The organism is Pseudomonas sp. ASL7, from assembly GCF_056680375.1.
Genome location: NZ_CM155279.1, coordinates 5,670,842 through 5,687,259, shown reverse-complemented (window position 1 = coordinate 5,687,259; position 16,418 = coordinate 5,670,842). Strand labels below are relative to the sequence as shown.

The window sequence follows — 16,418 nt, the reverse complement described above, 5'->3', positions numbered from 1 at the left end:
TTTGTTGTTTGAGCTTTTTGTCAGTTGTCCTGCGGTATTCCTATGTATCCGGTGAACTTGTTGTAGCAAGCAAAAATCTGGCTCAAGCGATCCTCGACGGACGCGCCTAATTGCCCGAACACACCGTTGATCGCCAACTGCACCAGAGATACGAGCGGACCCAGAGAATCCAAGAAGTGATTGAGTTCGGTCGGTACGGCGAAAACTTCGCTGGCAACTGACGGACCCCAATCACAAAAGGTGTCAGTGATGATGGTCACCGGTATGCCAAGATTTCGCGCCGAGGTCGCCAATAACAGGCTTTGGCGCGAATATCGGCGAGTGTCGATGATGACCAACATGGCTTTGGAGGGATCGGAGATCAGTACGTCGACGAAATTACCGGCGGCCTGATCGACCAAATGCACGCCATCGCGTAGATATTGCAACTGATGCGCAAGGATTGCCGCGACCCCCCGTTCCGTTTGAAATCCAACGCAGTAAACCTTTTCCCAAGTCGCCAGACGCTTGACGAAACGCTCGAACTCGGGGCTTTGAGCAATTTCGTAAACTCGCACCATTGTGCTGATTTCACACTCCAAACTAGAGGCAAGCTGGTCGTTTCCCGACTGGGCGCGTGCTGCGAACTCCCGCAACCGATCACCAACCAACCAGGGACTGTCACCGATATTGCCTTTCAAATCAGCTTTCAGTTCTTTGAAGTGGATATAGCCGATAGAGCGACAGAACCGCCCCACAGACATCTCACCGACACCGATTTTGGTGGCGATGCTGGCGGCTGTCTCGAATGGCAACTCGTTCAAATTGGCCAGCATATAACTGGCGATAGCTCGCCCTGAGGCGGTTGATTTTTCGAGGCTATCGAGCAAGCGTTGCTTCACGGTATTCATTGAAACACCCAAAAAATGTTATGTTTGTATCATAGCTTCACCAAATAATATTTTTATAACATACCTCATTCTGCAGCTGCCAATTATTTTCGCAATCTATTTGCGGGAGGGGGGATTACCCATCGATTACCCGGCAAACAATCACAAACTCGGCTGGAACGAGATGCTCGCCTGGCTGCGCCAGAAGCGTTGGCAGAGCATGAGTTTCGGCGGCATCGTTTACCTGGTGCTGCTGATCCCGGTGGTCAACATTCTGATGATGCCGGCGGCGGCGGTGGCGGGGGCAACGTTGTTTTGGGTGCGCGAGCGTGGCGCAGAAGCCATCGTGGTGCAGAGGCGCTGAAAGGCGACCTCCACCATCGTGGGTTATTTCAATGGTGGATAATCCACATCCCGAAAAGAGTCATTGCCCAAAGCAGCGCCACGAAAACGGTCGGCCACTGCTCAAAGTCCCACATAAACATTTTCGAACATGATCGCTTCCTTGTGGAGTGTGTTCAGCCAAGGTCAACGACCTGAGCCTCGCAAAATTGAGAGCGTGGCGAAAAAAACATCGTCACAAATCCATCATCCCCCCGTCACAACGGCGACATGGCCTCAGCCGACACTGAGGTCATGACGACAGCTCTGCATATCACCCTGATCACCGAAACCTTCCCACCGGAAATTAACGGCGTAGCCAATACCCTCGGCCGCTTGTGTGACGGTTTGCGCGCGCGCGGACATCAGGTCGAGTTAGTGCGGCCACGTCAGGGGGGCGACCAGCAAATGGGCAGCGACGACGCGTTGCTGCTGTGCCGGGGCTGGCCATTGCCGGGGTACCCCGGTTTGCAATGGGGCCAGTCGTCGATGCACAAGCTGCTGCGGCGCTGGAAGCGTCATCGCCCGGACGTGCTCTACATTGCCACCGAAGGACCGCTGGGACTGTCCGCGTTGCGCGCGGCACGGCGATTGGGGATTTCGGTGGTGAGCGGTTTTCACACCAATTTTCAGCAGTACTCCCGTCAGTATGGGCTGGGACTGCTGACTCGCATGCTGACTCATTACCTGCGTTGGTTTCACAATCACTCGACGCTGACCTTGGTGCCGAGCGTGAGCCAAAGAATGGAACTGGAGCGACGGCATTTCGAGCGTCTGGCGTTGCTGTCCCGCGGGGTCGACAGCCAATTGTTTCATCCGGCCAAACGCCTGCAATCACTGCGCGAACAATGGGGCCTGGCCGAGAAGGACATTGCCGTCATCCACGTAGGACGCCTCGCGCCGGAGAAGAATCTTGGTTTGCTCAAGCGCTGTTTCGACACGCTGAAAGCGACTTATCCACAGCGAAATCTAAAACTGATCATCGTCGGCGACGGTCCGCAACGTGCGGCACTGGAGAAGGAACTGCCCGAGGCGATTTTTTGCGGATCACAACGTGGTGAAGCCTTGGCCAGCCACTATGCGTCGGGGGATGTATTTTTTTTTCCAAGCATGACCGAAACCTTTGGCAACGTGGTGCTTGAGGCGCTGGCGTCGGGATTGGGCGTGGTGGCGTACGATCAGGCAGCGGCGGCTCAGCATATTCGCCATGGCTACAATGGCGTGCTGGCGATGCCGGGGGATGAAGAGGCGTTCTGTGATGCCGCTGCATGGCTGCTGGAGCAGCGCGAAACCTTGCGTTGCGTCAGGCTCAATGCTCGACAGCATGCGAGCCGTCAGGGTTGGGCGGCAATTATCGACCAGTTTGAAGGGCAGTTGCGAGGGGCTTGTGTGGGGGAACAGGTGGTGCCGAATGCACCGACCGTGCCTTGAATTTTTGTCGACTTTAAGTCAGCCATCGCGAGCAAGCTCGCTCCCACATTTTGATCTCATTCCCTTGAAGGAACTCGGTCACCTGTGGGAGCGAGCTTGCTCGCGATAGGGTCAGCTCAGGCGCCGCTTAAACCAGTGTCATCAACGCCTCACGGCTAAACGGCAGGATGTCCTCCTCACGACCGTCGCGCACTTTCTGCGCCCAGTCCGGGTCTACCAGCAGCGCACGCCCCACCGCTACCAGATCGAACTCATCGTTGTTCAAACGCTCCAGCAGTTTTTCCAGACTGGCCGGCTGTGCGATTTTGTCGGTGTTGACCATGAATTGCAGGAACTCGCCATCGAGGCCAACGCTCCCCACGGTGATGGTCGGCTTGCCCGTCAGTTTGCGCGTCCAACCCGCCAGGTTCAGTTCGGAACCGTCGAACTCCGGCTCCCAGAAACGGCGAGTCGAGCAGTGGAAAATGTCCACGCCTGCGTCGGACAATGGCTTGAGGAACTCGCCCAAGGCTTGCGGGGTTTGCACCAGGCGCGCGGTGTAGTCCTGTTGCTTCCACTGGGAGAAACGGAAGATGATCGGGAAGCCTTCGCCGACCGCAGCACGCACGGCCTGAATCAATTCGATGGCGAAGCGCGAACGGTTGGCGAGGCTGCCGCCGTATTCGTCGGTGCGCTGGTTGCTACCTTCCCAGAAGAACTGATCGACCAGATAGCCATGGGCACCGTGAATTTCCACACCGTCCATGCCAATGCTCTGGGCATCTTTCGCGGCCTGGGCGAACGCGGCGATGACGTCCTGAATATCTTGCCGGGTCATGCCGTGAACCACGACCTGACCGTCCTTCAGTTTTTCCGACGGTCCGTAACCCGGCACACTGGCATCCGGCTCGGTGCCGATACGACGCACGCTGCCGACATGCCACAGTTGCGGAACGATCTTGCCGCCTTCGGCGTGCACCGCATCGACGACTTTTTTCCAGCCGGCCAGCGCCGCCTCACCGTAGAAATGCGGCACGTCAGGGTAACCGTTAGCAGCCTTGTGCCCGACGGTGGTGCCTTCGGTGATGATCAAGCCAACCCCAGCGGCTGCGCGACGACGGTAGTACTCGATCACTTTGGAATTGGGTACGCCACCCGGCGAAAAGGAGCGGGTCATCGGCGCCATGACGACGCGGGTCGGCAATTCGAGGGTGCCGAGATGGAACGGTTTGAATAGGGCTTTAACGGGCATGGGACGCTCCACGAAATGACTTTATGACGAACATAATATGGAGATCGGAAAGCTTTGAACACTACTATTGATAGCAGTGATTAAGATCTAAAAGATAAGGGGTACTGTAGGAGCGAGCTTGCTCGCGATGGTCGTCAACGATAACGCTGCCAGCCTGATACCCCGCGGCGTTCTCAAGTCCATCGCGAGCAAGCTCGCTCCTACAGGGGGAGAGGTCAGCTCAACGCTTTTTCGATCGCGTGAATCACCGTCGGATCGTCCGGCGCCGTGCGCGGGGAGAATCGGGCCAGCACACGCCCGTCCTTACCCAGCAGGAATTTTTCGAAGTTCCAGGTAATGTCCCCCGGAAATTCAGCCCCCTCGCCCGCCAGCAGACGGTACAACTGATGACGATCATGACCGTTGACTTCCAGCTTGCTGGACAACGGAAAGGTCACGCCATAGTTGAGGCTGCAGAATTCCTGAATCTCTTGCTCGGTGCCTGGTTCCTGCCCGGCAAACTGGTTGCACGGCAAGCCCAGCACGCTGAAGCCCTGGCCTTTGTATTGCTGGTAGAGGTTTTCCAGCGCCGCGTACTGTGGGGTCAAGCCACATTTGGAGGCGACGTTGACCACCAGCACGACGTGCCCCTTGAAGGGCGCCAGAGGTAGCTCCTGACCATCCAGGCCTGTCAATTTAAGGTCGTGAAAAGCACTCATGACGAACTCCAAATTCCCGTGTTCTTCTCGAAACAGCCTCTTGGCGGTGCCGCCAGGGACAGCCGCGGACTAAAAAGGCGCCCTCGGGCGCCTCTCCAGTTCTCGAAAGCTTAGCGCAGAAAATCAGTGGTGATGGCCACCTTCGCCATGGACGTGACCATGAGCGACTTCTTCCTGGCTGGCTTCACGGATGTCGATGATCTTGACCTGGAAATTCAGGCGCTGACCGGCCAACGGGTGGTTGCCGTCGACGGTGACTTCGTCGCCGTCCAGATCGCGGATGGTGACGATCTGCATCTGGCCGTCCGGAGCGGAAGCGTGGAACTGCATGCCCACTTCCAGTTCGTCGACGCCTTCGAACATGCTACGGCTCAGAGTGCTGACCAGTTCGGCAGCGTATTCGCCGTAAGCATCTTCAGGTTCTACGGCAACCGTCAGTTCGTCACCGACTGTTTTGCCTTCCAGAGCCTTTTCCAGGCCCGGAATGATGTTGCCTGCGCCTTGCAGGTAGACCAGCGGCGCGCCGCCGGCTGAGCTGTCGATGACCTCACCAGCGTCGTTGGTCAGGGTATAGTCGATGGAGACAGCCTTATTGGCGGCGATCAGCATGGGGCGAGACCTTTTGCATAAGAATGAAGAAAGACCAAGTTTAGCGAAGCCATCGCCCGAAAGCGAACACAACCCGGACAGACGGATCGCAGCGAAAGGGGCGACGGTCACAGGCTTTCACCAGGACGAGGATGGGCATTGGGTGGCCGAGCTATCCTGCGGCCACACCCAGCACCTGCGTCACCAGCCACCCTGGCAATCACGCGCCTGGGTCCTGGACCCCGCGCAACGTATTAAAAAAATAGGCCAGCCCTTTGATTGCGGTTGGTGCGCACAGGGCTCGGTTAGCGATAACCTTAACGACTGATTTGGGTAGATCGTCAGATATAGACGATCGCCATTGCCATGCACCTCCAGAGAATCCGCATGCAAACTTTTTTTATCGCCCCCACCGATTTTGGTGTGGGTCTGACCTCCATCAGCCTCGGGCTGGTGCGCACCCTTGAGCGGGCCGGCCTTAAAGTCGGCTTTTTCAAACCGATTGCCCAGCCACATCCGGGTGATACCGGGCCGGAACGCTCCACCGAACTGGTGGCCCGCACCCACGGTTTGAAACCGCCAAAGCCATTGGGACTGGCCCACGTCGAGCGCATGCTCGGTGACGGCCAGCTCGACGAACTGCTCGAAGAAATCATCACCCTTTATCAGCAAGCCGCCATCGGCAAGGACGTGCTGATCGTCGAAGGCATGGTCCCGACCCGCAGCGCCAGTTATGCCGCGCGGGTCAATCTGCATTTGGCCAAGAGTCTCGACGCCGACGTGATACTGGTCTCGGCACCGGAAAATGAAGTGCTGAGCGAACTCTCCGGCCGCGTGGAGTTGCAGGCGCAATTGTTCGGCGGTCCGAAAGACCCGAAAGTCCTCGGTGTGATCCTCAACAAGGTCAAGACCGACGAAAGCATGGCGGCCTTCGCTTCACGCCTGAAGGAACACTCACCGCTGTTGCGCAGCGGCGATTTCCGTCTGTTGGGCTGCATCCCGTTCCAGCCGGAACTGAACGCGCCGCGCACCCGCGATGTGGCCGACCTGATGGGCGCGCAAATCCTCAATGCCGGGGATTACGAAACCCGGCGCATGACCAGCATCATCATCTGCGCCCGTACCGTGCGCAACACCGTGGAGCTGCTCAAGCCCGGCGTGTTGGTGGTGACCCCTGGCGACCGTGACGACATCATCCTCGCCGTCAGTCTTGCAGCCATGAATGGCGTGCCATTGGCCGGCCTGCTGCTAACCAGCGACACCCTGCCCGATCCGCGCATCATGGACCTGTGCCGTGGCGCCTTGCAGGCTGGCTTGCCGGTGTTGTCGGTGAGCACCGGCTCCTACGACACCGCCAACCAGTTGAACGGCCTGAACAAGGAAATCCCGATCGATGACCGCGAGCGCGCGGAGATCATCACCGACTTCGTCGCCAGCCATCTGGACGCCAACTGGCTGCATCAGCGCTGCGGCACGCCACGGGAAATGCGCCTGTCACCCGCGGTGTTCCGCTACCAATTGATCCAGCGCGCCCAGGCCGCCAACAAGCGCATCGTGTTGCCCGAAGGCAGCGAGCCCCTGACCGTGCAAGCGGCGGCGATCTGTCAAGCGCGTGGCATTGCCCGTTGCGTGTTGCTGGCAAAGCCTGCGGACGTTGAAGCGGTCGCCCGCGCTCAAGGCATCGAGTTGCCGCCGGGGCTGGAGATTCTCGACCCGGACCTGATCCGCGAACGCTACGTCGAGCCGATGGTCGCCCTGCGCAAAAGCAAAAGCCTCAACGCACCGATGGCCGAGCAGCAACTGGAAGACACCGTGGTGATCGGCACCATGATGCTCGCGCTGGATGAAGTCGACGGCCTGGTGTCCGGGGTCATTCACTCTACCGCCAACACCATCCGCCCGGCCCTGCAGCTGATTAAAACGGCGCCGGGCTGCACATTGGTGTCGTCGGTGTTCTTCATGCTGTTTCCCGAAGAAGTCCTGGTCTACGGCGACTGCGTGATGAACCCGCACCCGAGCGCCAGCGAACTGGCCGAGATCGCCCTGCAAAGCGCTGATTCGGCAGCGGCCTTCGGCATCACGCCACGCGTGGCAATGATCAGCTATTCGAGCGGCGAATCGGCCAGCGGCGAGGAAGTCGAGAAAGTGCGCGAAGCGACGTTGCTCGCCCACGAACAGCAAAATTCGTTGCTGATCGACGGCCCATTGCAGTACGACGCCGCCGCCAACGAAACCGTCGCCCGGCAACTGGCGCCGAACAGCCAGGTCGCCGGTCGCGCCACGGTGTTCGTGTTCCCCGACCTGAACACCGGCAACACCACGCACAAAGCCGTGCAACGCAGCGCCGACTGCGTGAGCCTTGGGCCGATGCTGCAAGGCCTGCGCAAACCAGTGAACGACCTGCCGCGCGGCGCGCAAGTCGATGACATCGTGTACACCATCGCATTGACCGCGATTCAAGCTGCAAACCGACCATTGGATCTTTAAATGCTGGATTTTCTACCCGCCGCCGTGCGTGGCGTGATTGCATCGTTGTTGCTGGCATTGAATACGATTTTGCTTTGCTCGTTTCTGTTCTGTGTGGCGATTTTCAAAGTGTTGCCCTTCGCCCTCGCCCAACGTTTCACGCGCTGGCTGATGAGCCATACCCATGAAGCCTGGATCAGCAACAACAAAGCCTGGATGAACCTGGTCTGTCGCACCCGCTGGCACCTCAGCGGCCTTGAAGGGCTGGACTATCAGCACTCGTACCTGATTACCAGCAACCACCAGAGCTGGGTCGACATCATGGTGCTGCAATACGTGCTTAACCGTCGCATCCAGCCGCTGAAGTTCTTTCTCAAGCAAGAGCTGATCTGGGTGCCGGTGATTGGTCTGGCCTGGTGGACGTTGGGCTTTCCCTTCATGAAGCGCTACTCCAAGGCCTACCTGGAAAGACACCCGGAGAAGAAAGGCAAGGACCTGGAAACCACCCGCAAGACCTGCGACAAGTTCCGCAACAACCCGGTCGGAATTTTCAACTTTGTCGAGGGCACGCGTTTTACCGAGGGCAAGCATGCGCAACAGAAATCACCGTTCCGGTATCTGCTGAAACCCAAGGCTGGCGGCATTGCGTTTGTACTGGATGCGATGGGTGAGCAGTTGGAATCCATCGTTAACGTGACCATTCACTATCCCGGCTGGCGTCCGGGGTATTGGGATTTGCTCTGTGGAAACGTGAAGGACGTTGTGGTGGATTTTCAAGAGCTGAAGATTCCATCGCAGTTCATCGGCAAGAATTACGACCAGGATGGGGAGTATCGATTGCAGTTTCAGGGGTGGATCAATCAGCTGTGGGAAGAAAAGGATGCGTTGCTGGGGCAGATGCATCGGGAGTATCCCGCGAAGTAGTTCGGTGAATGTACCGACCTCTTCGCGAGCAGGCTCGCTCCCACAAGTTGAGTGTTCACCGAAGATCACCTGTGGGGGCGAGCCTGCTCGCGAAGGCGATCTTACGGACACAAAAAAACCCGCCGATGATCACTCATCGGCGGGTTTTTCATTAGCGGCTAACGCTTAGATCGCGCCGCGACTACGCAGCAGATCCAGCACTTGCTTCACGCTTTCTTCCAGCGACAGCGACTGGGTGTCGACCACGAGGTCGGCATCCAGAGGCACGTCGTACGCGAAGGATTCGCCTGGGATGTTATCCCCGGCTGCCGCGTACAAGCCTTGCGGATCACGCTCGGCACAGACCGTCGGCGAGGCCTGGACGTAGACCGTCAGCAGACGCTCCTTGCCGATCAGTTCCCTGGCCTGCTCACGACCTGCAGCACTCGGCGCAACGAAGGCTGCCAGCGTCAGCAGACCGGCTTCGTTGAACTGACGCGCCACGTGCGCGGCACGAGACCAGTTCTCGGTACGCCCGGCGCGATCCTGTGGCAAACCTTTGTTCAGGTCGTGACGCAGGTTCTGGCCATCGAGTACGAACACCGCACGGCCCATGTCGAACAGCTTGCGTTCAACGGCATAGGCCAGCGTACTTTTGCCCGCGCCCGACAAGCCGCTGAACAACACGGTGGCCGGCTGTTGGCCGAAGCGCTGTGCGCGCTCTTCGGTGGCAACGTGCGCCAGTTTGCCGTGGTGCGTGCTGCTGCCATGCGCTAATGGCTGGGCGATGATCATGCCGGCGGCGACAGTGCCGTTGGTCAAGCGGTCGATGACGATAAACGAGCCAGTGGTGCGGTTGCTGTCGTAACCGTCCAGAGCGATGGCCGCGTCGAGGCTGACCTTGACCCGACCGATCTCGTTCAGCTGCAGGGAGCTGGCCGGACCTTCTTCCAGGGTGTTCACGTCAACGCGGTTGACGATGCTGGTAATCGAACCCGGCACATAAGTCGTAGCGCGCTTGATGTCGTATTTTTTGCCCGGCAGCATCGGTTCCTCGGCCATCCACACCAGCATGGCGTCGAAGGCGTCAGTCACCTGCGGCTGATTGTCGGCGTGCACCAGCAAGTCGCCGCGGGAGATGTCGATCTCGTCTTCCATGGTCAGCGTCACCGCTTGACCTGGACCGGCGTGCTCCAGCTCACCCTCGAAGGTGACGATGGATTTCACGCGGCTGCTTTTACCCGACGGCAGCACAACGACTTCGTCGCCTTTGTGCACGATGCCGCTGGCCAGCGTACCGGCGAAGCCACGGAAGTTCAGGTTCGGACGGTTGACGTACTGCACCGGGAACCGCAGGTCGGTGTAGTTGCGGTCGTTGGCGATCTCGACGGTCTCGAGAATTTCCATCAGCGACTGGCCGGTGTACCACGGCGAGCGCTCGGACTTGTTCACCACGTTGTCGCCCTTCAGCGCCGACATTGGCACGAAAGCCATGGTGGTCGGCTTGAACGCGATGCCTTCGGCGAACTTCAGGTAATCGGCCTTGATCGACTCGAACACTGTTTCGTCGAAGCCGTTGAGGTCCATCTTGTTGATGGCGACCACGATGTGTTTGATGCCCAGCAACGAGGCGATGAAGCTGTGGCGACGGGTCTGGGTCTGCACGCCATAGCGGGCGTCGACCAGGATGATCGCCAGGTCACAGGTGGACGCACCGGTGGCCATGTTGCGGGTGTACTGCTCATGGCCAGGGGTGTCGGCAATGATGAATTTACGCTTGGCGGTGGAGAAATAGCGGTACGCGACATCGATGGTGATGCCTTGCTCGCGCTCGGCCTGCAGGCCGTCGACCAGCAACGCCAGATCGATGTCTTCGCCGGTGGTGCCGACTTTTTTCGAGTCGCGGGTAATGGCTTCCAGGTGATCTTCGTAGATCATTTTGGAGTCGTGCAGCAGGCGCCCGATCAGGGTGCTCTTGCCGTCATCGACGTTGCCACAGGTCAGAAAGCGCAGCATTTCCTTGCGTTCGTGCTGGCCCAGGTAGGCGAGGATGTCCTCGCTGATCAAATCAGATACGTGCGACATGACAACCCCTTAGAAATAACCCTGACGTTTCTTTTCTTCCATCGAGCCTGCGCCATCGTGGTCGATGACCCGGCCCTGGCGTTCGGAAGTTCGCGTCAGGAGCATTTCCTGAATGATGTCGGTCAGGCTGGTGGCCTCGGACTCGACCGCACCAGTCAGCGGGTAGTCGCCGAGCGTACGGAAACGGACCTTTTTCTTGACGATGCGTGCCTTGTCTTCATCGCTCAAGTGATTGAGCAGGCGTTCGTCGTCGATCATGATCCAGGTGCCATTCATCTCGATGACGTCGCGCTCGGCGGCGAAGTACAGCGGCACAATCGGGATGCCTTCGAGGTAGATGTACTGCCAGATGTCCAGTTCGGTCCAGTTCGACAAAGGGAATACGCGGATCGATTCGCCCTTGTTGACGTTGCCGTTGTAGACGTTCCACAGCTCTGGACGCTGGTTCTTCGGGTCCCAGCGGTGCTTGGTGTCGCGGAAGGAATACACGCGCTCTTTGGCACGGGATTTCTCTTCGTCGCGACGGGCACCACCGAAAGCGGCATCGAAGCCGTACTTGTCGAGGGCCTGCTTGAGGCCTTCGGTTTTCATGATATCGGTGTGCTTGGCGCTACCGTGGGTCAGCGGGTTGATACCCTGCGCGACGCCATCAGGGTTGACGTGTACCAGCAGGTCCAGGCCGAGTTCTTCGACCATGCGGTCGCGGAACGTGTACATCTCCTTGAACTTCCACTGGGTGTCGACGTGCATTACCGGGAACGGCAGTTTGCCCGGGAAGAACGCCTTGCGCGCGAGGTGCAGCATCACGGCGGAGTCTTTACCGACGGAGTACAGCATCACCGGGTTATCGAACTCGGCGGCGACCTCGCGGATGATGTGGATGCTTTCGGCCTCCAGCTGTTTCAGATGCGTCAGTTTGTCGACCATGGCTACTCACGAAAACGATCTTATGGACGGCCAGCGGGCCGTGTTCGAGCGAGGAATCCTAGCACAGCGACCTCTTCTAATCAGGCCACCAGCTAGATCGAAAGGGCATATGAATATACCGCCTCGTTTGGGCACCGAAGACCTCTGTAGGAGCGAGCTTGCTCGCGATAAACCCGAGAACACCGCGGGGCGTCAGATTTGCAGCGTTATCGTTGACGACCATCGCGAGCAGGCTCGCTCCCACAGTGGGTATGGGTTGATTCAGATAGGATTCGGGCAATCGATGAATATGTGCTCCAGGGCGAAACGTCGCGCCAGGTAATCGCCCAAGGCCTGGACCCCGTAGCGCTCGGTGGCATGGTGGCCGGCGGCGATGAAGCTGATGTCGTTTTCCCGGGCGCTGTGGAAGGTTTGCTCGGAAGCTTCACCGCTGAGGTACAGGTCGACGCCGGCCAGCACAGCCTGATCGATGTAACCCTGGCCGCCACCGGTGCACCAGCCGACCCGGCGAATCATCTTGCTGCCTTCGATCAGCAAGGGCTCGCGGCCCATGACTTCCTGCACGCGGCGGGCGAAATCCCGAGCCGTCATCGGTTCACTCAGCGAGCCGACCAGGCCAACGACCTTCAGATTGTCCGGATCAAGCGGGCCTTCGACGGTGATGTCCAGCTGACGCGCCAGCTGCACGTTATTGCCGACTTCCGGGTGCAGATCCAGTGGTAAATGGTAAGACAGCAGGCTGATGTCATGCTTGAGCAGGGTTTTCAGTCGACGCTGCTTCATGCCGGTGATGCATGGGTTCTCGCCTTTCCAGAAGTAGCCGTGATGCACCAGCACCAGGTCGGCCTTGGCTTCCACCGCCGCGTCGAGCAAGGCCTGGCTGGCGGTTACGCCGCTGACGATGCGCATGACCTGGGGCCCGCCTTCGACCTGCAATCCGTTGGGGCAATAATCGGCAATCTTTGCACTACTCAGGTATCGGTCGGCTTCTTCGACCAGGGTGCTCAGGGCGACGGCCATAAAAGACTCCTAAATATCCCGTTCAGAGGCACGCGCGGCCTCGTATAATGCGCAACATTATGGGCGGTCTCATACCGCCTGCAACCTCTCAGGACGTGCTTAATGCTCAAAGCGCTGCGTTTTTCCGGCTGGCCGCTGTTGGCTGGCGTGCTTATCGCTCTGTTGATCATCCAGCGTTACCCGCAATGGGTCGGGCTCCCGAACCTCGACGTCAATCTGCAGCAAGCCCCGCAAACCACCAGCGTGCAGCAGGGGCCCGTGTCCTACGCCGATGCCGTCACCATCGCCGCGCCGGCGGTGGTCAACCTGTACACCACCAAAGTCATCAACAAACCGAACCATCCGCTGTTCGAAGATCCGCAGTTCCGCCGTTTCTTCGGCGACAACTCGCCCAAGCAGAAGCGCATGGAGTCGAGCCTGGGTTCCGGTGTGATCATGAGCCCGGAAGGTTACTTGCTGACCAACAACCACGTCACCAGTGGCGCCGATCAGATCGTGGTCGCACTCAAGGACGGCCGTGAAACCCTGGCCCGAGTGATCGGCAGCGATCCGGAGACCGATCTGGCGGTCCTGAAGATTGATCTGAAAAACCTGCCATCGATCACCGTTGGCCGCTCCGACAACATCCGCATCGGCGACGTGGCGCTGGCCATCGGCAACCCGTTCGGTGTCGGCCAGACCGTCACCATGGGCATTATCAGCGCGACCGGGCGCAATCAGCTGGGCCTGAACAACTACGAAGACTTCATCCAGACCGACGCTGCGATCAACCCCGGCAACTCCGGTGGCGCACTGGTGGACGCCAATGGCAACCTGACCGGTATCAACACCGCAATCTTCTCCAAATCCGGTGGCTCACAGGGTATCGGTTTCGCGATCCCGATCAAGCTGGCCATGGAAGTCATGAAATCGATCATTGAGCACGGCCAGGTGATTCGCGGCTGGCTCGGTATCGAAGTGCAACCGCTGACTCAGGAACTGGCGGAGTCCTACGGTCTGTCAGGGCGCCCGGGGATTGTGGTGGCGGGAATTTTCCGCGATGGTCCGGCGCAGAAGGCCGGCCTGCAACTGGGCGACGTGATCCTCAGCATTGATGGCGAACCGGCCAGTGATGGTCGGCGTTCGATGAACCAGGTCGCGCGGATCAAACCAACTGACAACGTCACGGTCCAGGTGATGCGCAACGGCAAGGAGCTCAAGCTCACCGCCGAAATCGGTTTGCGCCCACCACCGGCGCCGGTTAAAGAAGAAGAGTAAGCGCCTCACACATAACCACTGTAGGAGCGAGCTTGCTCGCGATGGTGTCTCAGCTACATTGATGTCGACTGACACTCCATCGCGAGCAAGCTCGCTCCTACAGGATCAGTGCTGGGTTTATAGGTCGCCGAGGGCGTCGATCAACGCCTGATTCTGCTCTGGTGTACCCATCGAAATTCGCAGGAACTGGGCAATCCGCTCCTGCTTGAAGTGCCGAACGATAACACCCTGCTCGCGTAACTTCGCCGCCAGCCCTGCCGCATCGTGTTTGGGATGACGGGCGAAGATGAAGTTTGCCGCCGACGGCAGCACCTCAAAACCCTTCGCCTCAAGCTGACCGACTACCTTGTCACGACTTTCGATGACCAACCGGCAGGTCTTGTCGAAGTACTCGCGATCCTCGAACGCTGCCGCCGCACCGACAATCGCCAGGCGATCCAGTGGATAAGAGTTGAAGCTGTTCTTGATCCGCTCCAGCGCCTCGATCAGGTCCGGATGCCCCACCGCCAAACCAACCCGCAGGCCGGCCAGTGAACGGGACTTGGACAGGGTCTGGGTCACCAGCAGGTTCGGATAACGGTCCACCAGGCTGATCGCGGTCTCACCGCCGAAGTCGATATAAGCCTCATCGACCACGACCACCGAGTCCGGGCTGGCCTTGAGGATTTGCTCAACGGCGTCCAGCGCCAACAGGCAACCGGTCGGTGCGTTCGGGTTAGGGAAGATGATCCCGCCGTTCGGCTTGGCGTAGTCCGCCGGGTTGATCTGGAACTGTTCGTCCAGCGGCACCGCGTCAAAGGTGATGCCGTACAACCCGCAGTACACCGGGTAGAAGCTGTAGCTGATGTCCGGGAACAGCAGCGGTTTATCGTGTTGCAGCAAACCGTGAAAGATGTGCGCCAGGACTTCATCGGAACCGTTGCCGAGAAACACCTGATTGCTCTGCACGCTGTAGTACTTGGCGACCGCTTGCTTGAGCAGGTCGCTGTTCGGGTCCGGGTACAGGCGCAGGTTATCGTTCAGTTCGGTCTGCATCGCCGCCAAGGCTTTTGGCGAGGGACCGTAGGGGTTTTCGTTGGTGTTAAGCTTCACCAGCTTGGTCAGCTTCGGCTGCTCACCCGGCACGTAAGGCACCAGATCCTTGACGAACGGGCTCCAGAATTTACTCATGCTCAGTTCCCCTGCCCTTGTAGAAAGTCTTCGTCAACGATGCGGTATTCGGCGCTGCGGGCGTGGGCAGTCAGCGACTCGCCACGGGCCAGCACGGAAGCGGTCTTGCCCAGTTCGGACGCCCCCTGCTCAGAACAGAAAATGATCGACGAACGTTTTTGGAAGTCGTACACGCCCAGCGGCGAGGAGAACCGTGCGGTGCCGGACGTCGGCAACACGTGGTTCGGGCCGGCGCAGTAGTCGCCCAGCGCTTCGGACGTGTGGCGGCCCATGAAGATCGCGCCAGCGTGGCGGATCTGCGGCAGCCAGGCTTGCGGATCGGCGACCGACAATTCCAGGTGTTCCGGGGCGATTCGGTTGGCGACTTCGATGGCTTGCTCCATGTCGCGGACTTGAATCAGCGCACCACGGCCATTAATCGAGGTTTCGATGATGTCGGCGCGCTCCATGGTCGGTAGCAGTTTGGCGATGCTGGCCGCAACCTTATCGAGGAATTCGGCGTCGGGGCTCACCAGAATCGCCTGGGCATCTTCGTCGTGCTCGGCCTGGGAGAACAGGTCCATGGCGATCCAGTCCGGATCGGTCTTGCCGTCGCACACCACGAGGATTTCCGACGGGCCGGCAATCATGTCGATGCCGACCTGGCCAAATACATGACGCTTGGCGGTGGCGACATAGATGTTGCCCGGCCCCACCACTTTGTCGACTTTCGGCACGCTTTCGGTACCGTAAGCCAATGCAGCAACGGCCTGCGCGCCACCAATGGTGAATACGCGATCAACGCCGGCGATGCAGGCCGCTGCCAGCACCAGTTCGTTGATTTCACCGCGTGGCGTCGGCACGACCATGACCACTTCCGTCACGCCAGCCACTTTCGCTGGAATCGCGTTCATCAATACCGAGGACGGGTACGACGCTTTGCCGCCCGGCACGTAAAGGCCGGCGCGATCCAGTGGCGTGACCTTCTGGCCCAGCACCGTGCCGTCGGCTTCGGTGTAGCTCCAGGAGTCCTGCTTCTGTTTCTCGTGATAGCTGCGCACGCGGGCGGCGGCTTTTTCCAGCGCTTCACGCTGGGGCACAGTGATCCGCGTCAAGGCCAGTTCCAGGCGTTCGCGCGGCAGAATCAGGTCAGCCATCGAGGCGACCTGCAGGCCGTCGAACTTCTGGGTGAATTCCACCAGCGCCGCATCGCCACGTTCGCGCACGGCTTTGATGATGTCCAGCACCCGCTGATTGACCGATTCGTCAGACACACTTTCCCAGCTCAGCAGATGATCCAGATGATGCGCGAAATCCGGGTCAGCAGCGTTGAGTCGGCGAATTGCAGTCAGTGCGGTCATAGCGAAAGCCTCATAGGTTGGCAAAAACTCAGGTACCCGAAGCTACAGTTCG

General features: G+C 59.1%; 14 protein-coding genes and 1 pseudogene. 6 read left to right on the top strand and 9 right to left on the bottom strand.

The genetic code is table 11. From position 1 onward, the window contains the following. Positions 1-20: 20 nt before the first annotated feature. Positions 21-890, bottom strand: a complete 870-nt coding sequence (locus tag AC1MDT_RS26220; RefSeq protein ID WP_480419613.1) for a MurR/RpiR family transcriptional regulator — start codon at positions 888-890, stop codon at positions 21-23. Positions 891-1,011: 121 nt separating this feature from the next. Here AC1MDT_RS26220 and AC1MDT_RS26215 point away from each other — a divergent pair. Further along, positions 1,012-1,233: pseudogene (locus tag AC1MDT_RS26215) on the top strand (EI24 domain-containing protein); the annotation flags it as partial. A 248-nt stretch (positions 1,234-1,481) separates the two neighbouring features. After that, positions 1,482-2,681, top strand: coding sequence for a glycosyltransferase family 4 protein (locus AC1MDT_RS26210; protein WP_480419612.1), 1,200 nt, complete (start codon positions 1,482-1,484; stop codon positions 2,679-2,681). Positions 2,682-2,808: 127 nt separating this feature from the next. Here the strand turns inward: AC1MDT_RS26210 and AC1MDT_RS26205 are convergent, their stop codons facing one another. From AC1MDT_RS26205 to AC1MDT_RS26195, 3 genes are all read right to left on the bottom strand, one after another. Next, a complete protein-coding gene (locus AC1MDT_RS26205; RefSeq protein ID WP_480419611.1) occupies positions 2,809-3,912 on the bottom strand; it encodes an NADH:flavin oxidoreductase in 1,104 nt (367 codons plus the stop codon). A gap of 215 nt (positions 3,913-4,127) precedes the next feature. Beyond that, positions 4,128-4,610 (bottom strand): glutathione peroxidase, encoded by a 483-nt coding sequence (locus AC1MDT_RS26200; RefSeq protein ID WP_480419610.1) that lies wholly within the window; start codon positions 4,608-4,610, stop codon positions 4,128-4,130. A 123-nt stretch (positions 4,611-4,733) separates the two neighbouring features. Continuing rightward, on the bottom strand, positions 4,734-5,219 hold the full coding sequence (locus AC1MDT_RS26195) for an FKBP-type peptidyl-prolyl cis-trans isomerase (RefSeq protein WP_480419609.1): 486 nt from the start codon (positions 5,217-5,219) through the stop codon (positions 4,734-4,736). Here AC1MDT_RS26195 and AC1MDT_RS26190 point away from each other — a divergent pair. From AC1MDT_RS26190 to AC1MDT_RS26180, 3 genes are read left to right on the top strand one after another with little or no spacing between them, the layout of a single operon-like run. Further along, positions 5,188-5,526 (top strand): DUF3565 domain-containing protein, encoded by a 339-nt coding sequence (locus AC1MDT_RS26190; RefSeq protein WP_480419608.1) that lies wholly within the window; start codon positions 5,188-5,190, stop codon positions 5,524-5,526. The two genes, AC1MDT_RS26195 and AC1MDT_RS26190, sit on opposite strands and share 32 nt — an antisense overlap. 59 nt (positions 5,527-5,585) lie before the next feature. Continuing rightward, positions 5,586-7,685, top strand: coding sequence for a phosphate acetyltransferase (pta, locus tag AC1MDT_RS26185; RefSeq protein WP_480419607.1), 2,100 nt, complete (start codon positions 5,586-5,588; stop codon positions 7,683-7,685). Continuing rightward, positions 7,686-8,588 (top strand): acyltransferase, encoded by a 903-nt coding sequence (locus AC1MDT_RS26180; RefSeq protein WP_480419606.1) that lies wholly within the window; start codon positions 7,686-7,688, stop codon positions 8,586-8,588. Between the two features lie 165 nt (positions 8,589-8,753). Here AC1MDT_RS26180 and cysN read toward each other — a convergent pair whose 3' ends face one another. The 3 genes from cysN to AC1MDT_RS26165 form a co-directional block, all read right to left on the bottom strand. Further along, positions 8,754-10,652 (bottom strand): sulfate adenylyltransferase subunit CysN, encoded by a 1,899-nt coding sequence (cysN, locus tag AC1MDT_RS26175; RefSeq protein ID WP_480419605.1) that lies wholly within the window; start codon positions 10,650-10,652, stop codon positions 8,754-8,756. 9 nt (positions 10,653-10,661) lie between these two features. Next, on the bottom strand, positions 10,662-11,579 hold the full coding sequence (gene cysD / locus AC1MDT_RS26170) for a sulfate adenylyltransferase subunit CysD (protein WP_201114859.1): 918 nt from the start codon (positions 11,577-11,579) through the stop codon (positions 10,662-10,664). 261 nt (positions 11,580-11,840) lie between these two features. Continuing rightward, on the bottom strand, positions 11,841-12,599 hold the full coding sequence (locus tag AC1MDT_RS26165; RefSeq protein ID WP_480419604.1) for a Nif3-like dinuclear metal center hexameric protein: 759 nt from the start codon (positions 12,597-12,599) through the stop codon (positions 11,841-11,843). A 102-nt stretch (positions 12,600-12,701) separates the two neighbouring features. Between AC1MDT_RS26165 and algW the strand changes: the two genes are divergently transcribed. Then, positions 12,702-13,856 (top strand): Do family serine endopeptidase AlgW, encoded by a 1,155-nt coding sequence (gene algW, locus AC1MDT_RS26160; RefSeq protein ID WP_480419603.1) that lies wholly within the window; start codon positions 12,702-12,704, stop codon positions 13,854-13,856. Positions 13,857-13,973: 117 nt separating this feature from the next. On the opposite strand, the gene hisC is transcribed toward algW, so the two are convergent. Both hisC and hisD read right to left on the bottom strand, forming a co-directional pair. Beyond that, on the bottom strand, positions 13,974-15,026 hold the full coding sequence (gene hisC / locus AC1MDT_RS26155; protein ID WP_480419602.1) for a histidinol-phosphate transaminase: 1,053 nt from the start codon (positions 15,024-15,026) through the stop codon (positions 13,974-13,976). Positions 15,027-15,028: 2 nt separating this feature from the next. Continuing rightward, complete coding sequence (hisD, locus tag AC1MDT_RS26150) at positions 15,029-16,366, bottom strand: histidinol dehydrogenase (RefSeq protein ID WP_480419601.1); 1,338 nt, start codon at positions 16,364-16,366, stop codon at positions 15,029-15,031. Positions 16,367-16,418 lie beyond the last annotated feature (52 nt).

Excerpts from the sequence above, each read along its gene's own strand:
- AC1MDT_RS26220 (WP_480419613.1), bottom strand. The coding sequence starts at position 890 with ATGAATACCGTGAAGCAACGCTTGCTCGATAGCCTCGAAAAATCAACC.
- AC1MDT_RS26210 (WP_480419612.1), top strand. The coding sequence starts at position 1,482 with ATGGCCTCAGCCGACACTGAGGTCATGACGACAGCTCTGCATATCACC.
- AC1MDT_RS26205 (WP_480419611.1), bottom strand. The coding sequence starts at position 3,912 with ATGCCCGTTAAAGCCCTATTCAAACCGTTCCATCTCGGCACCCTCGAA.
- AC1MDT_RS26200 (WP_480419610.1), bottom strand. The coding sequence starts at position 4,610 with ATGAGTGCTTTTCACGACCTTAAATTGACAGGCCTGGATGGTCAGGAG.
- AC1MDT_RS26190 (WP_480419608.1), top strand. The coding sequence starts at position 5,188 with ATGGAGACAGCCTTATTGGCGGCGATCAGCATGGGGCGAGACCTTTTG.
- AC1MDT_RS26195 (WP_480419609.1), bottom strand. The coding sequence starts at position 5,219 with ATGCTGATCGCCGCCAATAAGGCTGTCTCCATCGACTATACCCTGACC.
- pta (WP_480419607.1), top strand. The coding sequence starts at position 5,586 with ATGCAAACTTTTTTTATCGCCCCCACCGATTTTGGTGTGGGTCTGACC.
- AC1MDT_RS26180 (WP_480419606.1), top strand. The coding sequence starts at position 7,686 with ATGCTGGATTTTCTACCCGCCGCCGTGCGTGGCGTGATTGCATCGTTG.
- cysN (WP_480419605.1), bottom strand. The coding sequence starts at position 10,652 with ATGTCGCACGTATCTGATTTGATCAGCGAGGACATCCTCGCCTACCTG.
- cysD (WP_201114859.1), bottom strand. The coding sequence starts at position 11,579 with ATGGTCGACAAACTGACGCATCTGAAACAGCTGGAGGCCGAAAGCATC.
- AC1MDT_RS26165 (WP_480419604.1), bottom strand. The coding sequence starts at position 12,599 with ATGGCCGTCGCCCTGAGCACCCTGGTCGAAGAAGCCGACCGATACCTG.
- algW (WP_480419603.1), top strand. The coding sequence starts at position 12,702 with ATGCTCAAAGCGCTGCGTTTTTCCGGCTGGCCGCTGTTGGCTGGCGTG.
- hisC (WP_480419602.1), bottom strand. The coding sequence starts at position 15,026 with ATGAGTAAATTCTGGAGCCCGTTCGTCAAGGATCTGGTGCCTTACGTG.
- hisD (WP_480419601.1), bottom strand. The coding sequence starts at position 16,366 with ATGACCGCACTGACTGCAATTCGCCGACTCAACGCTGCTGACCCGGAT.